The sequence below is a fragment of the Gilliamella sp. Nev3-1 genome, from assembly GCF_001690435.1.
Lineage (GTDB): Bacteria > Pseudomonadota > Gammaproteobacteria > Enterobacterales > Orbaceae > Gilliamella > Gilliamella apicola_C.
The window spans coordinates 21,274-41,403 of the sequence record NZ_LZHN01000063.1 but is presented as its reverse complement, the minus strand read 5'-3'; the positions used below and the strand labels follow the sequence as shown (position 1 = coordinate 41,403).

Here is a 20,130-nt window from a genome sequence, read left to right as displayed (position 1 = left end):
TAGGCATAATAAAATCAAAAACGAGAAAATCATGAATAACCAATACTCCTCAATGCGAAGTAATGTCAATATGCTGGGTACTTTACTAGGCAATGCGATTAAACGTGCCACAGGCAATGAAACATTCGATTTAGTCGAAAAAATAAGACAATTATCAAAATCAGCTCAACAAGGAAACGTTCAAGCACATAATGAGCTACTCAAATTAATTGAAAATCTGAATGATGATGATCTATTGCATGTTGCACGCGCATTTAACCAATTTTTGAACTTAGTTAACACTGCTGCTGAGTATTATGGTATTTCACCGCATGGGGAAGCTTCTAGTAGCCCTAAAAAAATGACTGAATTATTTAGTACTCTAAAAAAACTTAATTTTTCAAATGAAACCATTACCAAAGCAATTAATGATTTATCAATTGAATTAGTATTAACCGCTCATCCAACTGAAATCAATCGTAGAACCATGATAAACACCTATACCGCAATTAATAGCTGTTTATCTCAGCTTGATCATGATGATTTAGCTGATTATGAGATAGAACGGATTATGCGACGCTTGAAACAGTTAGTTTGCCAAGCTTGGTATACCGATGAAATCCGAAAAAAACGCCCAAGCCCAATCGATGAAGCTAAATGGGGATTTTCTGTCATTGAAGATAGTTTATGGCAAGGCGTGCCTTTATTCTTACGTGAACTTAATGACCAGTTGGTTGATACTTTTGATGAACAACTCTCCGTTGAACATGTTCCCATAAAATTTACTTCATGGATGGGAGGTGATCGTGACGGAAATCCAAATGTGACAGCAAAAGTGACAGAAAAAGTAATGTTACAAGCTAGATTAAAGTCAATTGAATTATTTTTATCTGATATTCAAATACTTGTCCGTGAACTTTCAATGACAGAATGTAACCAATCTGTTATCAATCTATTAGATGAAAAGAACAAAACCGTTTCCGAGCCCTATCGAGCTGTAATGAAACAGTTACGCACTCGTTTAATAAAAACTCACAATTATATTGAAGCTTTACTGAATAGTGAACAAGTACTACCACCAAGAGATATTTTAATTAAAAACGAACAGTTATGGACACCACTTTATACCTGTTATGAATCATTAATTGATAATGGCATGTCAACAATTGCCCATGGTCCATTACTTGATACTTTACGGCGGATAAAAAGTTTTGGTTTACAATTGGTTAGATTAGATATTCGCCAAGATAGTTCCGTACATATTCAGGCACTTGATGCGTTGACCCAAGAACTGAATTTAGGTAGCTATGCAAAATGGTCAGAGGAAGAAAAACAAGTATTTTTATTAACTGAGTTGCAATCTAACCGACCATTACTACCTTATAACTGGCAACCAGATGAAACAGTTCAAGAAGTATTAGATACTTGTCGAGTTATCAAAAAAGCAGGCGAAGAATCAATTGCCTCTTACGTAATATCAATGGCTAAGGCGCCTTCAGATATTTTAGCTGTTTACTTATTATTGAAAATCGTTGATTGCCAAAAGTATATCCCTGTTGCGCCATTATTTGAAACATTAGAAGACTTAAATAACGCTAAATCGGTTATGCAAAAGCTGCTGGATATACCTTGGTATCGTGACAAAATCCAAGGTAAGCAAATGGTGATGATAGGTTATTCTGATTCGGCTAAAGATGCAGGTACACTTGCCGCATCTTGGGCACAGTATCGATCGCAAGAAGAGCTAGTTAGCTTATTTGAAAAATATAATATTAATTTAGTATTATTCCATGGTCGAGGTGGCTCAATTGGTCGTGGTGGTGCACCTGCTCATGCAGCTCTACTTTCTCAACCACCTGGATCGTTAAAAAGTGGGCTTAGAGTTACCGAACAAGGTGAAATGATTCGTTTTAAACTTGGTTTACCAGAAGTTGCTCTCAGTAGCCTAATGCTTTATACCTCAGCGATTTTACAAGCCAATTTATTGCCCCCACCAGCACCAAAACAAGCATGGCGCCATCTTATGGATGAAATGTCGGAACTTTCCTGCAATTGCTATCGCAGTTATGTACGCGAACGAGCTGATTTTGTTGATTATTTTAGAGCGGTAACGCCAGAGGTTGAATTAGGCAGATTACCACTAGGCTCCAGACCACAAAAACGTCGAACGGGAGGGGGGATTGAAAGCTTACGTGCTATTCCATGGATTTTTGCCTGGACACAAAACCGATTAATGCTACCATCTTGGCTTGGAGCCGGTAACGCACTGAGATCTGTCATCGAGGAGGGAAAAAAAGAGCTTCTTAAAGAAATGTATCACAAGTGGCCTTTTTTTAATGCTCGATTAGGCATGCTTGAAATGGTTTACGCCAAATCGGCGCCTGATATCCACGAATATTATGAGCAACGTTTGGTCGATCCTGCTTTATGGCCACTAGGCGAAGAATTAAGGAGTTTGTTAACCCAAGATATCAATACTGTGCTAACGATCACCGATGATGTTAGTTTAATGGCTGATTTGCCTTGGATCGCACAATCTGTAGCCTTGCGTAATACCTATATTGAGCCATTAAACTTATTACAAGTAGAGTTATTAAGCCGTTCACGGAAACACTGCGGCGATGACAATATTATAGTAGAGCAAGGACTCATGATCACCATTTCTGGCATTGCAGCTGGTATGCGAAATTCTGGATAAAGCAAAAATACAGCACTTTTATTTTTTAGGTAATAAGTGTTCTAAATAGGTTTTAGCGTCTTGGTCTCCTTGTTCGCTAGCTTTAGTAAACCAATAAATGGCACGATCGTTATCTTGATCTGTGCCTTTACCTTCTAGATATTTAATGCCTAAATTATATTGTGCATCAACACTGCCTTGCTCTGCAGCTTTTAGATACCACTCAACGGCTTTCTTATCGTCTTTAGAAACACCACCACCTACATCATACATTACACCAATATTATACTGAGCATCAACATTGCCAGCTTCGGCAGCTTTAGTAAACCAATATGCTGCTTGCGTATTATCAGGTTTAGCTCCGGTACCTGTTGCGTACATAATAGCTAAATTATACATAGCAAGTACGTGCCCCCGTTCTGCTGCTTGTGTATAAAAATAACTAGCAGCCATATAATCTTGGGTTAAACCATCTCCTTTTTCTGACATTAGTCCTAAATAATATTGCGCTTCTGGCATATTTTCTTTAGCTGCTTTACTAAACCAATCAGCCGCAATCATACGATCTTCTTTTATGCCATCACCAAAAAAATACATAATTCCAAGATTTAAATAAGCGTCATAAATCCCGCTATCACCTGCTTGTGTAAAATAATCAATTGCGGTCAATGTGTTTTTTTCAACACCTTCACCTTGTTGATACATTAAAGCTAAATTGTATTTAGCCAATGCATAATTTTGATCTGCCGCTAATTTGAAATATTTAACGGCTTCGTTGAAATCGCGATTGGTACCCAAGCCACTTTGATACATTAATGCTAGATTATTTTGTGCTTTAGCTAGCCCCTGTTCTGCTGCTTTTTTATACCAGAAAAAAGCACGAACATCACTAACTTCAACGCCCAAGCCTTGTTTATAAACACTTCCTAACGAATATTGTGCTTCTGCATTACCTTTTTCTGCAGATAAACGCAAAGCGGGAAGCAATAAATCTGATTCTTTAAGCTTTAATTGAGTATCATCTGGCTGTGCCTTATAACTGGTGGCCTGTACACTATAAGAAATGGATAATAACAATACAAATAATATCTTGATTTTTTTCATTTTTTCTAATTTTTATGAGATTACCTATAATTATACATAAATGCATCTAAAAGGAATAGTTTTTGTTTAAGACTTATTTGGGTTATTTTATTTATACTATTTTTAAAATAAAACATTATTAATCAATAAAGTTGAATCATCATGCCACATAAGGTCGATAACAAAAAATTTGATTAGGATTGAACAACGATATCAATATTATTGCCATTTTTAAAAAGAAACTTATTTAGCGCATTATTTTTATATCAATATACCGTTTATTCATTTATAGGAATAAATTCTTTAATGCGCATTTTGTCTTTTACAATTCTATTCTTCTGTATCACACCTAATGGGTTTTTTAACTTTACCATAATAAAAAATGTGATAACGATAATACTATAAACCAAGTTCATTCCAGATTTCGTCAATTCGAGCAATAACTTTAGGATCTTTTTTAATGATTTTGCCCCACTCTCGATTTGTTTCACCAGACCATTTATTAGTAGCATCCAATCCCATTTTAGAGCCTAATCCAGAAACTGGTGAAGCAAAGTCTAAGTAATCGATCGGTGTATTATCGATAAAAGTCGTATCACGCTGTGGATCCATGCGAGTAGAAATCGCCCACATCACATCTTTCCAGTCTCGGGCATTAATGTCATCATCACAGACAATAACAAATTTAGTGTACATAAATTGTCGCAGATAAGACCACACTCCCATCATGATTCTTTTAGCATGGCCAGGATATTGTTTTTTAATTGTCACAATCGCAATACGATATGAACATCCTTCAGGCGGTAGATAAAAATCAACAATTTCAGGAAACTGTTTTTGTAAAATTGGAATAAAGACTTCATTTAACGCCAGTCCCATTATCGCCGGCTCATCTGGTGGCCTGCCTGTATAAGTTGAATGATAAATGGCGTCTTTACGGTGAGTTAAATGCGTCACAGTAAAGACAGCAAATTGTTCCACCTCATTATAATAACCCGTGTGATCGCCATAGGGTCCTTCTGATGCTAGCTCATTAGGATCAATATAACCTTCAAGAATTATCTCGGCACTGGCAGGAACGTCTAAATCACTTGATAACGATTTGACGACCTCTGTTCGACTACCGCGCAATAATCCTGAAAAAGCATATTCGGGTAATGTGTCTGGCACTGGTGTCACTGCACCTAAAATAGTTGCGGGATCAGCGCCAATAGCGACACTAATAGGGAATCTCTCGTTAGGATGCGCTTGTTGCCACTCAGCAAAATCAAGTGCACCGCCACGGTGTGAAAGCCAGCGCATAATTAGTTTATTTTTACCTAATAATTGCAAACGGTAAATTCCCACATTTTGCCGTTCTTTATAAGGGCCTTTGGTAATAGTTAATCCCCAAGACAGCAATGGTGCCACATCATCAGGCCAACAATGCATAATAGGTAAACGGGTCAAATCCACATCATCATCTTTAAAAACCATCTCTTGGCATGGCGCCGATGAACGACGTTTAACAGGCATATTTAGTACTTGTTTATATTTAGGCAAGACATTAAAAAATTGCCGTATCCCTTTTGGTGGATCGGGCTCACGCAAAAATGCCAATAGCTCACCAATTTCACGCAAAGCTGAAGTATCTTTGCGCCCCATTCCCATCGCAACACGTTTAGCTGTGCCAAACAAATTACATAAAACAGGCATATCATAACCAATTGGGTTTTCGAATAATAAAGTTGGGCCTTCACTACGTAAAACGCGATCAGCAATTTCGGTCATTTCAAGATAAGGGTTAACAGGGAACGAAATCCGCTTTAACTCACCGTGTTGCTCAAGATAATCTAAAAAATCCCGAAAATTTGAAAAATTCATTTATTATGGCTCTCTATTACTAACTAACCTTGAGTTAACTAAACCCAGAATATTTTTAATCCTTAATGCTCACTTATTTATCAGTCTAACTACATAACCTAACTATATAGCCTAACTACGGCAAAACCTTCCTATATATAGGCGTTTGTTTATCTTGATTACATTCAATAATTTTAGATGATAAAGCGTCAAATTGTTTTTCATCGATATCAATAAATTGATTCTGATCAACTTGGTAAAGGAGATATTGTTCAAATTTATCATCAATGATTTTTTTAGCGATTTTATCATCATCATCATTAAAAATAACATGACCGTTTTGATTAGGTTGACATTTTTTTATGTCTATATCTGCATGGCTAGTTGATACAAAAAAGTATAAAAAGGATAACACAATAGCATATAAATACGATTTCATTTCCTACCCCCTTAATTAGATTCAATCAAACGATGAATGTTACCGATAGCTTCACTATTATTGGGAGACAAAGTAAGATTGGCAGCATCATCAATCTTAAGCCATTGGTAAGCTAAATGTTCGGTAAGTATTGGCGTTATCTCGTCAATAAGAGGAAGATAAAACCAATGTTCTTTATTTACCGTAACATCTGGCGCATATCGATGCCTGAATTGTGGAAAAATTTCAAATTCAACGATATGCTCTACATCAATTAACTCAAGATTTTGACCAAGAATATCAATACCTGTTTCTTCTAAAACTTCACGAATTGCTGTTTCTTGTGGCGATTCATGAGCCTCCATACTACCTGTTACTGATTGCCAAAAATGGGGATCATCTTGGCGTTGTAACATAAGGCAACGTTTTGTTGTCTGGCAAAAAATGACTACCAGAACAGATTCAGGATTTTTAAATTTTTGCATCAAATATAACTATTTTTTACTTACTTCAATACCCAGTTCAGTCAAAGCTGCTGCATTTGCCGGGCTTGGCGCATCGGTAAGTAAACAAGTTGCCGCAGTTGTTTTAGGAAATGCTATCACATCGCGAATATTATCCGTTCCGGCTAATAACATACTTAACCTATCTAAACCGAAGGCTAATCCTGCATGTGGTGGCGTACCGTATTTCAATGCATCAAGTAAAAACCCAAATTTCTCACGTTGATCATGTTCGTTAATACCTAAAATTGAAAAAACGGCCTGTTGCATTTCACTACGGTGAATACGGACAGATCCCCCTCCAACTTCATAACCATTAATGACCATATCATAGGCATTAGCAACCGCATTCTCAGGATTTTTAATAAGATCTTCTGGCGAATAATCTTTTGGTGACGTAAATGGATGATGCATCGCACTTAACCCTTCATCGGTTTCTTCAAACATCGGGAAATCAACCACCCAAAGTACAGCCCATTTATTTTCATCGGTTAACGCTAAATCTTTACCGACTTTCAAACGTAATGCCCCTAGTGCATCGCTCACCACTTTATAGCTATCAGCACCAAATAATAAAATATCACCATCTTTAGCATTGGCACGATTAAGTAATGCTTCCATTTGCGATTCATTAAAGAATTTTGCCACAGGGCTTTGTACACCATCTAACCCCTTACTACGTTCATTAACCTTAATCCATGCCATACCTTTAGCACCATAAACCGAAATGAATTGTGTATATTCATCAAGTTGTTTACGTGTTAATTGCGCACCATTTGGTACACAAAGTAAAGCTACACGCCCTTTAGGATCATTAGCTGGTGTTGAAAACACTTTAAAATCGACATCTTTAACCAAATCAGCCACATCAATAATTTCAAGGGGATTACGTAAATCGGGTTTATCACTACCATAACGACGCATCGCTTCAGCAAAAGTCATAATAGGGAACTTTCCTAAATCCACATTTTTTACATGCAACCAAAGTTCACGGATCATCTGTTCCATAACATCACGCACTTGTTCGGCTGTCATAAACGATGTTTCAACGTCAATTTGGGTAAATTCAGGTTGGCGATCGGCACGTAAGTCTTCATCACGAAAACATTTTACAATTTGATAATATCGATCAAATCCTGACATCATTAATAATTGCTTAAATAGTTGTGGTGATTGCGGTAGTGCGTAAAACTCACCTTTATGAATTCTGCTTGGCACCAAATAATCACGAGCGCCTTCAGGTGTTGCTTTAGTCAACATCGGTGTTTCGATATCTAAAAAGCCATGTTCATTCATAAATGAGCGAACAAAAGCGGTAATTTTTGCTCGAGTTTTAAAGATCGTTGCCATTTCAGGGCGACGCAAATCAATGTAACGATATTTTAAACGTTGTTCTTCGCTGTTGTTTTGATTGAAATCAAGCGGTAAAACATCACTACGGTTAAATATAGTCAGCTCGGTGGCTAAAATTTCAACCTCACCTGTCGCCATATCTTTATTAACTTGCCCTTCTGGCCTTGCTCTTACCTTGCCTTTAATTTGGATACAAAATTCATTACGTAACTCACCTGCTAATTGATATGCTTGTTGATAATCAGGATCAAAAAAAACTTGCACAATTCCTTCACGATCACGCATATCAATAAAAATCATTCCACCTAAATCACGGCGTTTATTGACCCATCCACATAATGTGACGTCTTGATTAATATAACTTGCGTTTAGTTGTCCGCAATAAATTGTTCTCATTAAATATATCCTGTGTGCAATTGTCAAAAATAACAATTATTATAGAGCAATTTATCAGGGGATAAAGCCTATGTTTTAAAATAATCACTATTTAATTTATTTATACTCGGTTGATGATAATAATTTTACTTTATAAGTAATTTTACAAATTATTTTAAATTCAATAGGATAACAAAATTAAATTCCTTTTTTCTTGATGAAATTGGAAAATGATTCATTTAAAACTTGTCATATCAAATATTTATTACTAAGCTTTAGTATGATTTAGATATTATTAACTTGATATGAAAGCTTTAATTTCAATTGACTACACTAATGACTTCATTGCTAACGATGGCGCCTTAACTACTGGCTCTGCCGGTCAACAAATTGAGCCCGAAATATTAAATATAACTGAATCATTTATTAAAAATAATCAGTTTATCGTTTTTGCTATTGATGCTCATGAATCTTCAGATACATATCATCCTGAAAATTCACTCTTCCCACCTCATAATCTTGTCGGAACAGTTGGACAACAATTATTTGGTAATTTACATCAAATCTATCAAAAACATCAAAACTCAACCAATATTTACTGGATCAACAAACGCCACTACTCAGCATTTTGTGGCACAGATCTCGATCTCCGCTTACGCGAGAGACATATAACTGAAATTCATTTAATTGGTGTTTGTACTGATATTTGCATTTTACACACGGCGGTCGATGCTTATAACTTAGGTTATAAAATAGTTATTCATAAAAATGCAGTTGCAAGCTTTGATCCTATCGGTCATCAATGGGCTTTAAAGCACTTTCAAAATACCTTAGGGGCGACCCTAGTATAAAATAGATAAAAATAAAAAAGGAGCAGGAATGGAAATATTAAAAGACTACAAAGTGCATTTACTCGCAATGATAGTCGTTTTATTCTGTGAGTTTATTGGCAAACAATCTATTTGGATTATCACATTATACCCCATGTTATATGCCATGATTATTGGCGGCATAATCAGCCTACCAAAATTTAAAATATTAAATCTAAAAAATATGAATCATGCTAGTGCCATCATGATGGTAACGTTAATGCTACTTATCGCCAAACTGGGGCTTTCTGTGGGACCAAAAATAGAAATGATTCTAGAAGATGCAAAATCGGCATTAATCTTTCAAGAGTTAGGTCATTTTGCTGGCACCATTTTACTTGGTTTACCACTAGCAATGATGCTAGGTATGAAACGCGAAGCAGTTGGAGCAACCTACTCTGTTGCTCGTGAACCCAATATCGCAATTGTTGCCGATAAATACGGATTGGACTCTGCCGAAGGTCGAGGTGTTATGGCGATGTATATTTGTGGCACACTTTATGGTGCTATATGGATGAGTATACTAGCCAGTGTGATGGCAAAATTAGATATTCTCCACCCTTATGCCTTAGCTATGGGCGCAGGCGTTGGAAGTGGTAGTATGATGGCTGCGTCACTGGCACCAATAAGTGATCTTTATCCAGAAATAAGTGAAGATATTAAAGCCTATGCCACGACAGCGAACTTAATGTCTAGCATTGTTGGTATTTATATTTATACATTATTTTCATTACCTTTTGCTTCTTTCTTATATAACACTTTTAGCCGTTTACGTCGTAATCGTTATAAAGAAGGAGCACTATAATGAAGTTTTTAGAAACAATTTTTTTATTGATCTTAGTTGCCATTATTATGGCAGCTGGTAATACTGTTGGTTATAAAATTGACTTTATGCAGTCAATAGAAGCATTATCAATTTTAGTTGCCATATCAATTGTTGGATATATTATTAGCAAGATTCCTTTATGCAACAAACTTCCTGTCATATTATGGGTATCGGTCGTTGCAGCAGCCGCTTCATCACCTATTTTCCCTTTTCATGAGCAGATTGTTTCAATTACTGACAAGGTTTCTTTATTGGCTGTTTGTACCCCAGTACTTGCTTATGCAGGGCTTGCTATTGGCAAAGATTTAGCATTATTTAAAAATATCTCGTGGCGAATCATTCCGGTTTCTTTGGCGGTGTTTTCAGGTACCTTTATTTTTGCAGCAATCATTGCGCAAATCACCTTACATTGGGAAGGTGTTATCTAATTTGGATTAGGATTTAATTTATGACAAAAGAAGAACTTAAAAAGAAGGTTTGTATTGCTATTGCAAATCGTAAAGCCGATATCAAGGCGGTCGCCGAATCAATTTGGGCAGAGCCTGAACTTGGTTACAAAGAACACAAAACGGCCAAAAAAGTTGAAGAAAGCTTTGAAAAACTGGGCGTACCATTTAAAAATAAATTAGCAATAACAGGTGTAAAAGGCCGCTTAAAAGGGGGCAAAGGCAGTAAGTATAGCATTGCTGTTATAGGGGAGCTTGATGCCATTATTTGCGCTGATCATCCTGCTGCTGATGAAACATCTGGCGCGGCACACTGCTGTGGTCATAATGCTCAAATTGCCAATATGATGGCTGTGACCATGGGGCTAATAGATTCTGGTGCCATGCAATTTTTAGCAGGGGATGTGGTACCTTTTGCGGTTCCAGCTGAAGAATATGTTGAAATCACATATCGTAATCGCCTTATTGAGGAAGGTAAAATCAAATATATTGGCGGTAAACCAGAGCTAATCTCGCGCGGTGAATTTGATGATATCGATATGGCATTACAAATACACTTAACTAGCGTACCCAATGACCGCCAAGATGGTTTTATTGAAATATCAACAACAAGCAATGGTTTTATCGGTAAACTGATTAAATATAAAGGCGAAGCGTCGCACGCAGCAGCAGCGCCACATGCCGGAGTAAATGCCTTAAATGCAGCTATGATGGGAATGATGGGCGTACATGCCATACGCGAAACATTTCAAGAAAAAGATTATATTCGATTTCACCCAATTATTACCCAAGGCGGTGATTTAGTTAATGTGGTTCCAAGCGATGTCAGAATGGAAAGCTATGTACGAGCAGGCAATGTGCCCGCCATGATTGATGCCAATGAGCGAATTAATCAAGCACTAAAAGCAGGCGCTATGGCGGTTGGGGCAACCTGTGAAATTAAGGACTTGCCTGGCTATCTACCATTAAATAATAATCCAACGCTTAACGAGCTTTTAAAACATAATGCTGAAGCATTAATTGGTGAAGAAAATGTTTCTATTGCCCCTCATATGACAGGAAGCACGGATACTGGCGATCTATCCCACATTATGCCTGTTAGTCACCCATGGATTGGTTCGGTTCGAGGTGTTTTACACGGTAAAGATTATACCGTATTTGATGAAGATATGGCTTACATCCGTCCCGCACAAATGATGGCCTGTACAATTATCGATTTACTTTATGACGACGCAAAACCAGCACAAACACTGATGTCAGAATATAAACCACTCATGACCAAAGAAGAATATTTAACATTCCTATCTGGCTTTGACAAATAATCTTAATGGCTTGGCACATTATTGTGCCAAGTTTCTGTTATAATGCTTCTTCATCATTAACCACAATAAACACCCACTATGCAAGAACTGACTGATCAAGAATTGTTTCGTTATGATAGACAAATCACATTGCGTGGTTTTGATATTGATAAACAACAAATATTAAAAAACAGTTCAGCACTGATCATCGGTTTAGGTGGACTCGGCTGTGCGGCATCGCTCTATTTGGCTGCATCAGGTTTAGGTAAATTAACATTAATTGATTTTGACACCATATCAAAATCCAACTTAAATCGACAAATCTTATATACTGAAAGCGCTATCAATCAATACAAAGTCGAGGTGGCAAAAGAGGCCTTAACCAATATCAATGCCAATACGTTAATTGAAACAGTGCATCAGCAACTTGACGATGACAAGCTCATTTCGCTTATCAAACAGCATAATATTGTCATCGACTGCACTGATAACTTAGTGACACGAGAGCAAATTAACCGTTGTTGTTTTCATGTAAAAAAACCGCTAGTTTCTGGAGCGGCTATCCGTATGGAGGGGTTATTAAGCGTATTTACTTATCAACCTGATGAACCTTGTTATCACTGTTTGAGCCACTTATTTGGTCAAGATCAACTCACATGTGTTGAAGCGGGTGTCATGGCGCCACTTGTTGGCATGTTTGGCACCATGCAAGCCTTAGAAGCCATCAAAGTGCTAACCCAATATGGAAAACCATTAATTGGTCGTGTATTAATGATTGATACAATGACAATGGAATTTAACCAAGTTAAATTTACCAAACAATTTAACTGTCGCATTTGTGGAAATAGTCATACTAATCAGGTTTCGCAATGAAAATTAACCGAATTATTTTAGCGCCCATGGAGGGTGTACTTGATTATCAAGTCAGGCAACTTTTAACTGAAATTAACCAATTTGATTATTGTGTGACTGAATTTATTAGAGTAACCCATCATAAATTATCTAATCGGACTTTTTATCGCCTGTGTCCTGAGCTTTACCATAACGGAAAAACTAAATCTGGCACGCCAGTTCGGGTACAAATTCTTGGCCAGTCGCCAGAGTGGATGGCGGAAAATGCCGTTAAAGCCATTGAATTAGGCTCTTATGGTATTGATATCAATTTTGGTTGCCCAGCCAAAACGGTCGTTGGCAGTCACGGAGGCGCTTATTTATTACAATATCCCGAACAGATATTTAATATTGTCAGCCAAGTAAGGCAAGCAATAGGGGCAACAAATAAATTATCAGTCAAAATTCGCTTAGGATGGGATAATAAATCACATTGCCACGACATCGCCAGCGCCATTGAGCTTGCCGGTGCCAATGAAATTGCTATTCATGGCAGAACCAAAGAAGATGGTTATAAAGCCGAAAAAATAGATTGGCAAACAATAGGTCAAGTCAAGCAACAGCTAAATATTCCTGTTATTGCCAATGGTGAAATTTTTGCTATTGAGGATGCAAAAAATTGCATAAACCAAAGCCAAACTAACGATATTATGCTAGGCCGTGGTATTTTAACGATTCCTAACTTGGCCAATATGATTCGGACTGAACAATCAGCATTCAGTTGGCAACAAGTGATGGAAATTTTAATCCACTATGCGACATCCTCCATTGATGACGTTAAACCGCTTTATCATTCTGCACGCATCAAACAGTGGCTTGCTTACTTAAAACAGCACTATACTCAAGCAGCAGACGTCCTACAAAATATTAGAACACTCAAATCACAGCAAGAAATCTGTGATTTCTTAACGCAGAACAGCCCAAATAACTTCCTTAGGTAATAACAAAATAGCAATTGATGTTCATTTATTATAACGATGTAGGGGGATGGGGGGCATAAAAATCCGTCAGAAAAGCCATTGATTTTATTAAAGTTTTTAATAAGCCGTTTCATCAAAAAACTTCAATAAATCAATACTTTTTTGTGATTACAATTGATGGGTGCAGTGGTTTCGGACGTATTAGCTTTGTTGAACAAAATAAACTTCGAATTTAAACCACAACAACCGCACTCCCAATAAAGCGCCCCAACTACGCTAGGGCGCTGTTCTTTAATAAATTACCCTCTGTTTGCACCATCTCCCCCCTCCACGACCTAAGGATTAAGGGCTAAGAAATAAAAGCTAAGGTGTGGTGCAATAAATGTACTCGCGGTGCGACCCATCTTTGATGCGGACAGCACCGCCAGAGACAATAAACTGGACACCGCTATCTGTAGCGTCGCTTGTCCAGCTTGCTCTTCTGAAGCTCATATCGTCGTAGTTCATGCTATCAAAATAAAATTCTAAGTTGTCCCACTCCGTGAAAAATCCTGCGCCTATATAACGCGTGTTATACCATGTATTTGACGACGGCGTGGCGCCATCTATGCCATCATAACATGGAAATCGATTATCTGAACCACACTTCGCGTTAGTTAAATCCTTGATCTTTGGCGCACGATAACCCAAACGACCACACCAAGATATTTGGTTAGACCAATAATCCCATTTATCACCCCGATGGACAAACCACTGCCTCAACACAAATCCATACTTCACCTCATTCCCACTACTATCTCTACCCACCAACTCAAATGTCTGTGGCAAAGATGGTACGGTTAAAGGGCTAGGATTATCTGACTGCATTTGAGCATCACTTGCCCTAGGCCCCGTTAAAGTTACTCGCGTTACATAACTGGATCTATCTTCATCATGAATCCACGCATCTTCTTCGCCGCCTTGTTTTGGCAGTCTCCAACTCACCGTAGCTGTTATCCCTCCACGTGAGACTGAAGACCATGTCAACTGACTCGCATCAACCCCAGCTATGAGTAAATCAAAATACAAACCATTCCCCCCCGTTGTTGGAAAATTAAGGCCATAAGATGACGAACTTGTTGACTGAACTAAAAATCCCTTATCAGGAACCATGCCAGAGGGTTCGAAGGTGGAAGAATGAGTACTCGGCCTGACAAAACAAATACGAGGACCACTATACGGATTAATATAATACGTTACTGTTTGGCTACTAAAATTTCTTGTATTAGGTAACCCGTACTTTGTTTGTAAAACCCCTCCTGTACTACTTAATGTCATCTTATAAGGAGCCTTACAAATATCTAATGCATCACTACGACTTACAGTATTATTATCCGCATCAGTAAAACTCACCGATACACTCCCCATCGCAGTAACACCATTAGTACCCTGACCATCCCCATCGTCATCTCCCCAATTACCTTGAGTAATTAAGTCATTTAAACTGGCTGTATTTACCGATAATGGCACCACCATGTGTATATCATTAAAAGTAGTTCCATTGACTAGCTGTATCGGATTTCTCGAACTTGATGTGTTAGTTGATGGCTTGATGGTTGTACCATCCGGCAACTGAATAGCTAATAGATTATCCATCGAAGTCACCTTAGTTCGCCCACCATCAAACGTTAAATACGGCGCATTACCCTCAATTTCCCTTGATGTATGCGCCGTTAATGCCTGAGCCCCCTGCGTATATGACAATAAAAGCAGTGGCGCAAAGAACAGCGAGAACTTAGTTAATTTAAATAATTTATGTGATTTAGGTAACCTAAATAAATTAGATAGATTAAAGAAGAAAAATGAAAAAGGTAAAAAACGCAACCTCCACAAAAAAAACACCGATATATCCGACGACTTTACTAAGCGTGATGATTTCGATAACTTCGGTGATAAAAATAAGAAATGAGTCTGATTTTGGCTATAGTGAAAATAAAAAAGATTTTGGGCGTAGATTTGGCAGACCATAGCCCAGTCATGATAACGCATTCCGATTATCCTATTAATTAACTTTATGTTTTTATTTAATTTTTAAAAATCACTCAATTAATGAGTATTCCTTTGCTTTAAAGCACTTAAATCATAACCTATTGATTAATAGTACGCTACTTTTTTGTTGAAGAAATACAGCAATTATCGAAAATATCATCATTATGTAAATCAATAGCATTATATTTTATTAACCATATGAACATTAGCGTAATGAAGAACAAGCAACAACACGCCAAAAACCCATAATGTATCTACAAATTTATTTTGATAGAAATAAATTGGAAATACCAAAATCTAGTAACCGAAATACGTCTAAAAAAGTTTGGTAATGGTATTGCACCAATGCGAAATACATCGAAAAAAACAACTCAATAAAAATAAACTACACTACACCATCAATAATGGGGAGAGTAAAAAAGACACTTTATTCATCTTATTTCCTCATTAGTTTTATAATTAATGATTTTTACTATTTGATACTTTTTTGAAAAAATGAAATTTATCTTTACCCGTTGTTTATTATTAATCAATTCGTTTAATAAAGTGTTTAATCTTAAATCCCATAGCAATCAATGACACAAAATAAACAACGATGCCAACAATTACCAATAAAAATAATCGCCCTATACGAACCCACATTGAACCCGTTGACCAATCAGGTAATAGCTGTGAGCCAGACCATAACACTGTGGACATTAATATTACGGCAATAATGACTTTAATTAAAAAGAGATACCAACCAGGTTGGGGTTGATAAAGTTGTTTTTTACGCAGTTGCCAATACAATAATCCAGCATTAAAGCAAGCGGCTAAACCAATGGATAGTGAAAGGCCTGCATGCTGTAATGGCCCAATAAAAACAAGATTCATTAGCTGTGTTAAAATTAACGTAACAATTGCAATTTTGACGGGAGTTTTAATATCCTGACGCGAATAAAATGCGGGTGCTAACACTTTAATTAAAATCAATCCAAGTAGACCGATAGAATAAGCCACTAAGGCTCGCTGTGTCATTAAGGTATCATTTAGGGTAAATTGCCCATACTCAATTAATGTTGATATAAGAGGACGAGAGATAACGCCTAATGCCACGGTACTTGGCAAAGCCAGTAAAAAACAAAGTCGCAATCCCCCAATCTAATACCTTAGAATATTGCTTATGATCACCTTTAGAAAAACTTTTCGCTAACGAGGGTAATAAAATCGTACCTAATGCTACGCCAAGCACGCCAGCAGGAAATTCCATTAAGCGGTCTGCATAATACATCCATGAGACCGATCCTGAAACTAGAAGTATTTTGTTACTTTTTTTACCAAGATAGTACCTAATTTTATCAGCTTTCCACCGCTTGGAATTACAATTGTGGCGACATTAGGCATAGGTATTGCTGAGAGCAGTGGTTATATCCATGTGCTACTCAAAAAATTACTGGCTATTACCCCGAAAAATATAACAAATGTTAGCACATTCGAAACTACACAATCCCAATAATCTTCATTTTACGCTAAAAACATTCAGAAAACACATTGATTTTATTGAAGTTTTTATTTTGCTTTTTTTATAAAAATCATCCACTTTTTATCTACAACGGTGGTTAATGCCGTACCTTATTCGACGTCATAATGTGCCATCGACAAAGCAAGGTTAGCACGTCAAACAAGAATGTTTGGCTAAGGCTATTTTATCGGGAATAATTTTGTCAGGAATAAATCGGTACCGATGCGTAAAACCGAGTAAACGAGATGGACAGTGCAGGCCGCATTCGGCAACCATTTCACGGGCTGGGTGATTCAGCATAACCCTCCCCAGCGCAAGCGTTATCATCAATCGCTTATTATATCCTCAAAGCTCAAAATGACCGCCCCCCTCAAAACAAATCATTTTTTAAAATCAGCCAGAAAAGCCATTGATTTTATTTGATCTCTATTATTTTTGTTTTAAAAAATAATGCTTAGTCACTTTATTAATAATCAAACAAATTAGCATAATAAGCAATACCAATAGGAGTAGTCTACAACCTGCATGTATCAATACATCAGCGTTAATATAATATCTTATCGGCATTTTGTACATGAAAGTAAAATAAAGAATGTCGCAAATAAAAATCATCATGGCAGACACAGAAATACTTTTAATGAGTTTTTCTGATTGAATTTTATTAAAGGGTTGCTTAAAACAGCTTTTAGACAAAAACAGTCCAAGCAATATACCACCAATATACAAAGACTCTTGAAAGTCACTAAGCATTAAATCAAAAGCATTAGTGATTAATTCATACCCTTTAATCAAAATAAAACCAATAAACGTTGAAAATAAAATGAAGTGAATATTTGAGCTATTAGTTTCTGTAATTGCAAATGACTGTTTGCTTTTTATAAAGTATTTTTCAAAGAAATTTGTTAAATAGTAAATTAATAAGCTGTATAGCAAAGCGCAAAAAATAACTGATGAGATAACTATTATCATTATTGGGAAAATAGGTAGCTCGTAGTAATAAACAATTATAGTTTGTTGAATAAATGCAGCAATTATTGAAAATATCATCATCATAAAATTCAACAGTATTACATTGATTTTATTAACAATATGAACATTAGCGTAATGAAGAACAAGCGACAACACCCCAAAAACCCATAATGTATTTACAAATTTATTTTGATAGAAATAAATTGAAGTATCAAAATCTAGTGACCGAAATGCGTCCCAAAAAGTTTCGTAATTGTATTGCACAAATGCGAAATACATCGAAAAAAAACAACTCAATAAAAAATAAACTATACTACCTATAATAGGTAGTGTAAAAAAAGAGACTTTATTCATCTTATTTCCTTATTAATTCTTACTTAAACGTTCCTGTTACCTAAAATTTTTAACAAAATTTTAATTATTGGTTGTTGTTAATCAATTCGTTTAATAAAGTGTTTGATCTTAAATCCCATAGCAATCAATGATGCAAAATAAACAACGATTCCAACAATTACCAATGCAAATAATCGCCCAATACGAACCCACATTGAACCTGTTGACCAATCAGGTAATAGCTGTGAGCCAGACCATAACACTGTGGACATTAATATTACGGCAATAATCACTTTAATTAAAAAGTAATACCAACCAGGTTGGGGTTGATAAAGTTGTTTTTTACGCAGTTGCCAATACAATAACCCAGCATTAAAGCAAGCGGCTAAACCAATGGATAGTGAAAGGCCTGCATGCTGTAATGGCCCAATAAAAACGAGATTCATTAGCTGTGTTAAAATTAACGTAACAATTGCAATTTTGACGGGAGTTTTAATATCCTGACGCGAATAAAATGCGGGTGCTAACACTTTAATTAAAATCAATCCAAGTAGACCGATAGAATAAGCCACTAAGGCTCGCTGTGTCATTAAGGTATCATTTAGAGTAAATTGCCCATACTCAAATAATGTTGATATAAGGGGACGAGAAATAACGCCTAATGCCACGGTACTTGGCAAAGCCAGTAAAAAACAAAGTCGCAATCCCCAATCTAATACCTCAGAATATTGCTTATGATCACTTTTAGAAAAACTTTTCGCTAACGAGGGTAATAAAATCGTACCTAATGCTACACCAAGCACGCCAGCAGGAAATTCCATTAAGCGGTCTGCATAATACATCCATGAGACCGATCCTGAAACTAGAAATGAGGCAAAAATCGTATTAATAATTAAAGATATTTGCCCTACTGACACCCCTAAAATTGCGGGTCCCATCTGTTTCAAGACTCGCCAAACACCACTATCTTTAAAACTAATACGTGGCAACACTAACATACCAATTTTTTTTAAATAGGGAAGCTGATAAAGTAATTGCAAAATACCGCCTACACCAACCGATGCAGCAAGCGCTAATACTGGAGGGTTAAAATAAGGAGTCAAAAATAGCGTGAATAGAATCATACTTACATTCAATAGCGTTGGAACAAAAGCAGGAACAGAGAAGCGATTCCATGTATTGAGTATCGCGCCAACAAGTGAAGCCAGTGATATAAAAAAGATATAAGGAAAGGTTATACGCAACATGGTCGTTGCAAGTTCAAATTTTTCGGCTGACTCTTGCATAAATCCGGGAGCCGTTAACATTATAATAAAAGGTGCAGTAACAACGCCAATTAAGGTAACAAAGGCTAATACTAAGGTTAAAAGCCCAGCTATATAAGCAACAAAAGTACGTGTTGCCTCAATACCTTGTTGATTCTTATATTCAGCCAGAATGGGCACAAAGGCTTGAGAAAAGGCGCCTTCAGCAAAAATACGCCGTAGCAAATTAGGCAATTTGAAGGCAACAAAAAAAGCATCGGTCGCCATGCCTGCGCCAAAAAAACGCGCAATAATGGCATCGCGCACAAAACCTAATACACGGGAAACCATTGTCATGGAACTTACGGTTGCTAAAGATTTTAAAAGATTCATATTTAATTTATATACAAAGTATACAACCTAAAACGGATAATGATGCATAGTCTACAAACTATCGCTTAAAACCACCATGCTTTTTTCAATAAACTTTGCCTTTTATTAGGTAAACCGCTAGCGTATAAATTTAACATTATCTCTTATAAAATTAATCTTTTGTTCATCTTTGGAATGCA

Annotated in this window: 16 protein-coding genes and 2 pseudogenes; 8 read left to right on the top strand and 10 right to left on the bottom strand. The window is 36.7% G+C overall.

From position 1 onward, the window contains the following. The first annotated feature begins 31 nt into the window (after nucleotides 1–31). Nucleotides 32–2,677, top strand: a complete 2,646-nt coding sequence (gene ppc, locus A9G40_RS09500) for a phosphoenolpyruvate carboxylase (RefSeq protein ID WP_065582841.1) — start codon at nucleotides 32–34, stop codon at nucleotides 2,675–2,677. Nucleotides 2,678–2,695: 18 nt separating this feature from the next. Here ppc and A9G40_RS09495 read toward each other — a convergent pair whose 3' ends face one another. From A9G40_RS09495 to aspS, 5 genes are all read right to left on the bottom strand, one after another. Beyond that, on the bottom strand, nucleotides 2,696–3,760 hold the full coding sequence (locus A9G40_RS09495; RefSeq protein ID WP_065582840.1) for an SEL1-like repeat protein: 1,065 nt from the start codon (nucleotides 3,758–3,760) through the stop codon (nucleotides 2,696–2,698). 378 nt (nucleotides 3,761–4,138) lie between these two features. Beyond that, the gene (ubiD, locus tag A9G40_RS09490; RefSeq protein ID WP_065582839.1) at nucleotides 4,139–5,602 is read right to left on the bottom strand and encodes a 4-hydroxy-3-polyprenylbenzoate decarboxylase; all 1,464 of its coding nucleotides are present in this window, start codon (nucleotides 5,600–5,602) and stop codon (nucleotides 4,139–4,141) included. Nucleotides 5,603–5,717: 115 nt separating this feature from the next. After that, nucleotides 5,718–6,020, bottom strand: coding sequence for a hypothetical protein (locus A9G40_RS09485; RefSeq protein WP_065582838.1), 303 nt, complete (start codon nucleotides 6,018–6,020; stop codon nucleotides 5,718–5,720). Between the two features lie 11 nt (nucleotides 6,021–6,031). Then, nucleotides 6,032–6,484 (bottom strand): dihydroneopterin triphosphate diphosphatase, encoded by a 453-nt coding sequence (gene nudB, locus A9G40_RS09480; protein ID WP_065580139.1) that lies wholly within the window; start codon nucleotides 6,482–6,484, stop codon nucleotides 6,032–6,034. Between the two features lie 9 nt (nucleotides 6,485–6,493). Next, nucleotides 6,494–8,251 carry an aspartate--tRNA ligase gene (aspS, locus tag A9G40_RS09475; protein WP_065582837.1) on the bottom strand — a complete coding sequence of 586 codons (1,758 nt, stop codon included), beginning with the start codon at nucleotides 8,249–8,251 and terminating at the stop codon, nucleotides 6,494–6,496. A 284-nt stretch (nucleotides 8,252–8,535) separates the two neighbouring features. On the opposite strand from aspS, the gene A9G40_RS09470 reads away from it, so the two are divergent. From A9G40_RS09470 to dusC, 6 genes are all read left to right on the top strand, one after another. Then, nucleotides 8,536–9,081, top strand: coding sequence for a cysteine hydrolase family protein (locus A9G40_RS09470; protein ID WP_065582836.1), 546 nt, complete (start codon nucleotides 8,536–8,538; stop codon nucleotides 9,079–9,081). Between the two features lie 28 nt (nucleotides 9,082–9,109). Further along, the gene (locus A9G40_RS09465; protein WP_065582835.1) at nucleotides 9,110–9,904 is read left to right on the top strand and encodes a DUF3100 domain-containing protein; all 795 of its coding nucleotides are present in this window, start codon (nucleotides 9,110–9,112) and stop codon (nucleotides 9,902–9,904) included. Then, nucleotides 9,904–10,353, top strand: coding sequence for a hypothetical protein (locus A9G40_RS09460; RefSeq protein WP_065582834.1), 450 nt, complete (start codon nucleotides 9,904–9,906; stop codon nucleotides 10,351–10,353). Before A9G40_RS09465 ends, A9G40_RS09460 begins: the two co-directional genes overlap by 1 nt. 20 nt (nucleotides 10,354–10,373) lie before the next feature. Continuing rightward, nucleotides 10,374–11,693 carry an amidohydrolase gene (locus tag A9G40_RS09455; RefSeq protein WP_065582833.1) on the top strand — a complete coding sequence of 440 codons (1,320 nt, stop codon included), beginning with the start codon at nucleotides 10,374–10,376 and terminating at the stop codon, nucleotides 11,691–11,693. Nucleotides 11,694–11,771: 78 nt separating this feature from the next. Next, nucleotides 11,772–12,545: a molybdopterin-synthase adenylyltransferase MoeB gene (locus tag A9G40_RS09450; protein WP_065582832.1), complete on the top strand. Its 774-nt coding sequence runs from the start codon at nucleotides 11,772–11,774 to the stop codon at nucleotides 12,543–12,545. Then, nucleotides 12,542–13,504, top strand: coding sequence for a tRNA dihydrouridine(16) synthase DusC (dusC, locus tag A9G40_RS09445; protein ID WP_065582831.1), 963 nt, complete (start codon nucleotides 12,542–12,544; stop codon nucleotides 13,502–13,504). The genes A9G40_RS09450 and dusC overlap by 4 nt, the downstream gene beginning before the upstream one ends. A 342-nt stretch (nucleotides 13,505–13,846) precedes the next feature. Here dusC and A9G40_RS09440 read toward each other — a convergent pair whose 3' ends face one another. Then, a complete protein-coding gene (locus A9G40_RS09440) occupies nucleotides 13,847–15,511 on the bottom strand; it encodes a hypothetical protein (protein ID WP_141675240.1) in 1,665 nt (554 codons plus the stop codon). A gap of 525 nt (nucleotides 15,512–16,036) precedes the next feature. After that, nucleotides 16,037–16,805, bottom strand: a pseudogene (gene murJ / locus A9G40_RS09435) (murein biosynthesis integral membrane protein MurJ); the annotation flags it as partial. A gap of 9 nt (nucleotides 16,806–16,814) precedes the next feature. On the opposite strand from murJ (A9G40_RS09435), the pseudogene A9G40_RS15890 reads away from it, so the two are divergent. Further along, a pseudogene (locus tag A9G40_RS15890) lies at nucleotides 16,815–16,967 on the top strand (AbgT family transporter); the annotation flags it as partial. 192 nt (nucleotides 16,968–17,159) lie between these two features. On the opposite strand, the gene A9G40_RS15035 reads toward A9G40_RS15890, so the two are convergent. From A9G40_RS15035 to murJ (A9G40_RS09420), 3 genes are all read right to left on the bottom strand, one after another. Further along, a complete protein-coding gene (locus tag A9G40_RS15035) occupies nucleotides 17,160–17,312 on the bottom strand; it encodes a hypothetical protein (protein ID WP_176700478.1) in 153 nt (50 codons plus the stop codon). Nucleotides 17,313–17,441: 129 nt separating this feature from the next. After that, a complete protein-coding gene (locus A9G40_RS09425) occupies nucleotides 17,442–18,065 on the bottom strand; it encodes a hypothetical protein (protein WP_176700477.1) in 624 nt (207 codons plus the stop codon). 347 nt (nucleotides 18,066–18,412) lie between these two features. Further along, nucleotides 18,413–19,951, bottom strand: a complete 1,539-nt coding sequence (gene murJ / locus A9G40_RS09420) for a murein biosynthesis integral membrane protein MurJ (RefSeq protein WP_065582826.1) — start codon at nucleotides 19,949–19,951, stop codon at nucleotides 18,413–18,415. Nucleotides 19,952–20,130 lie beyond the last annotated feature (179 nt).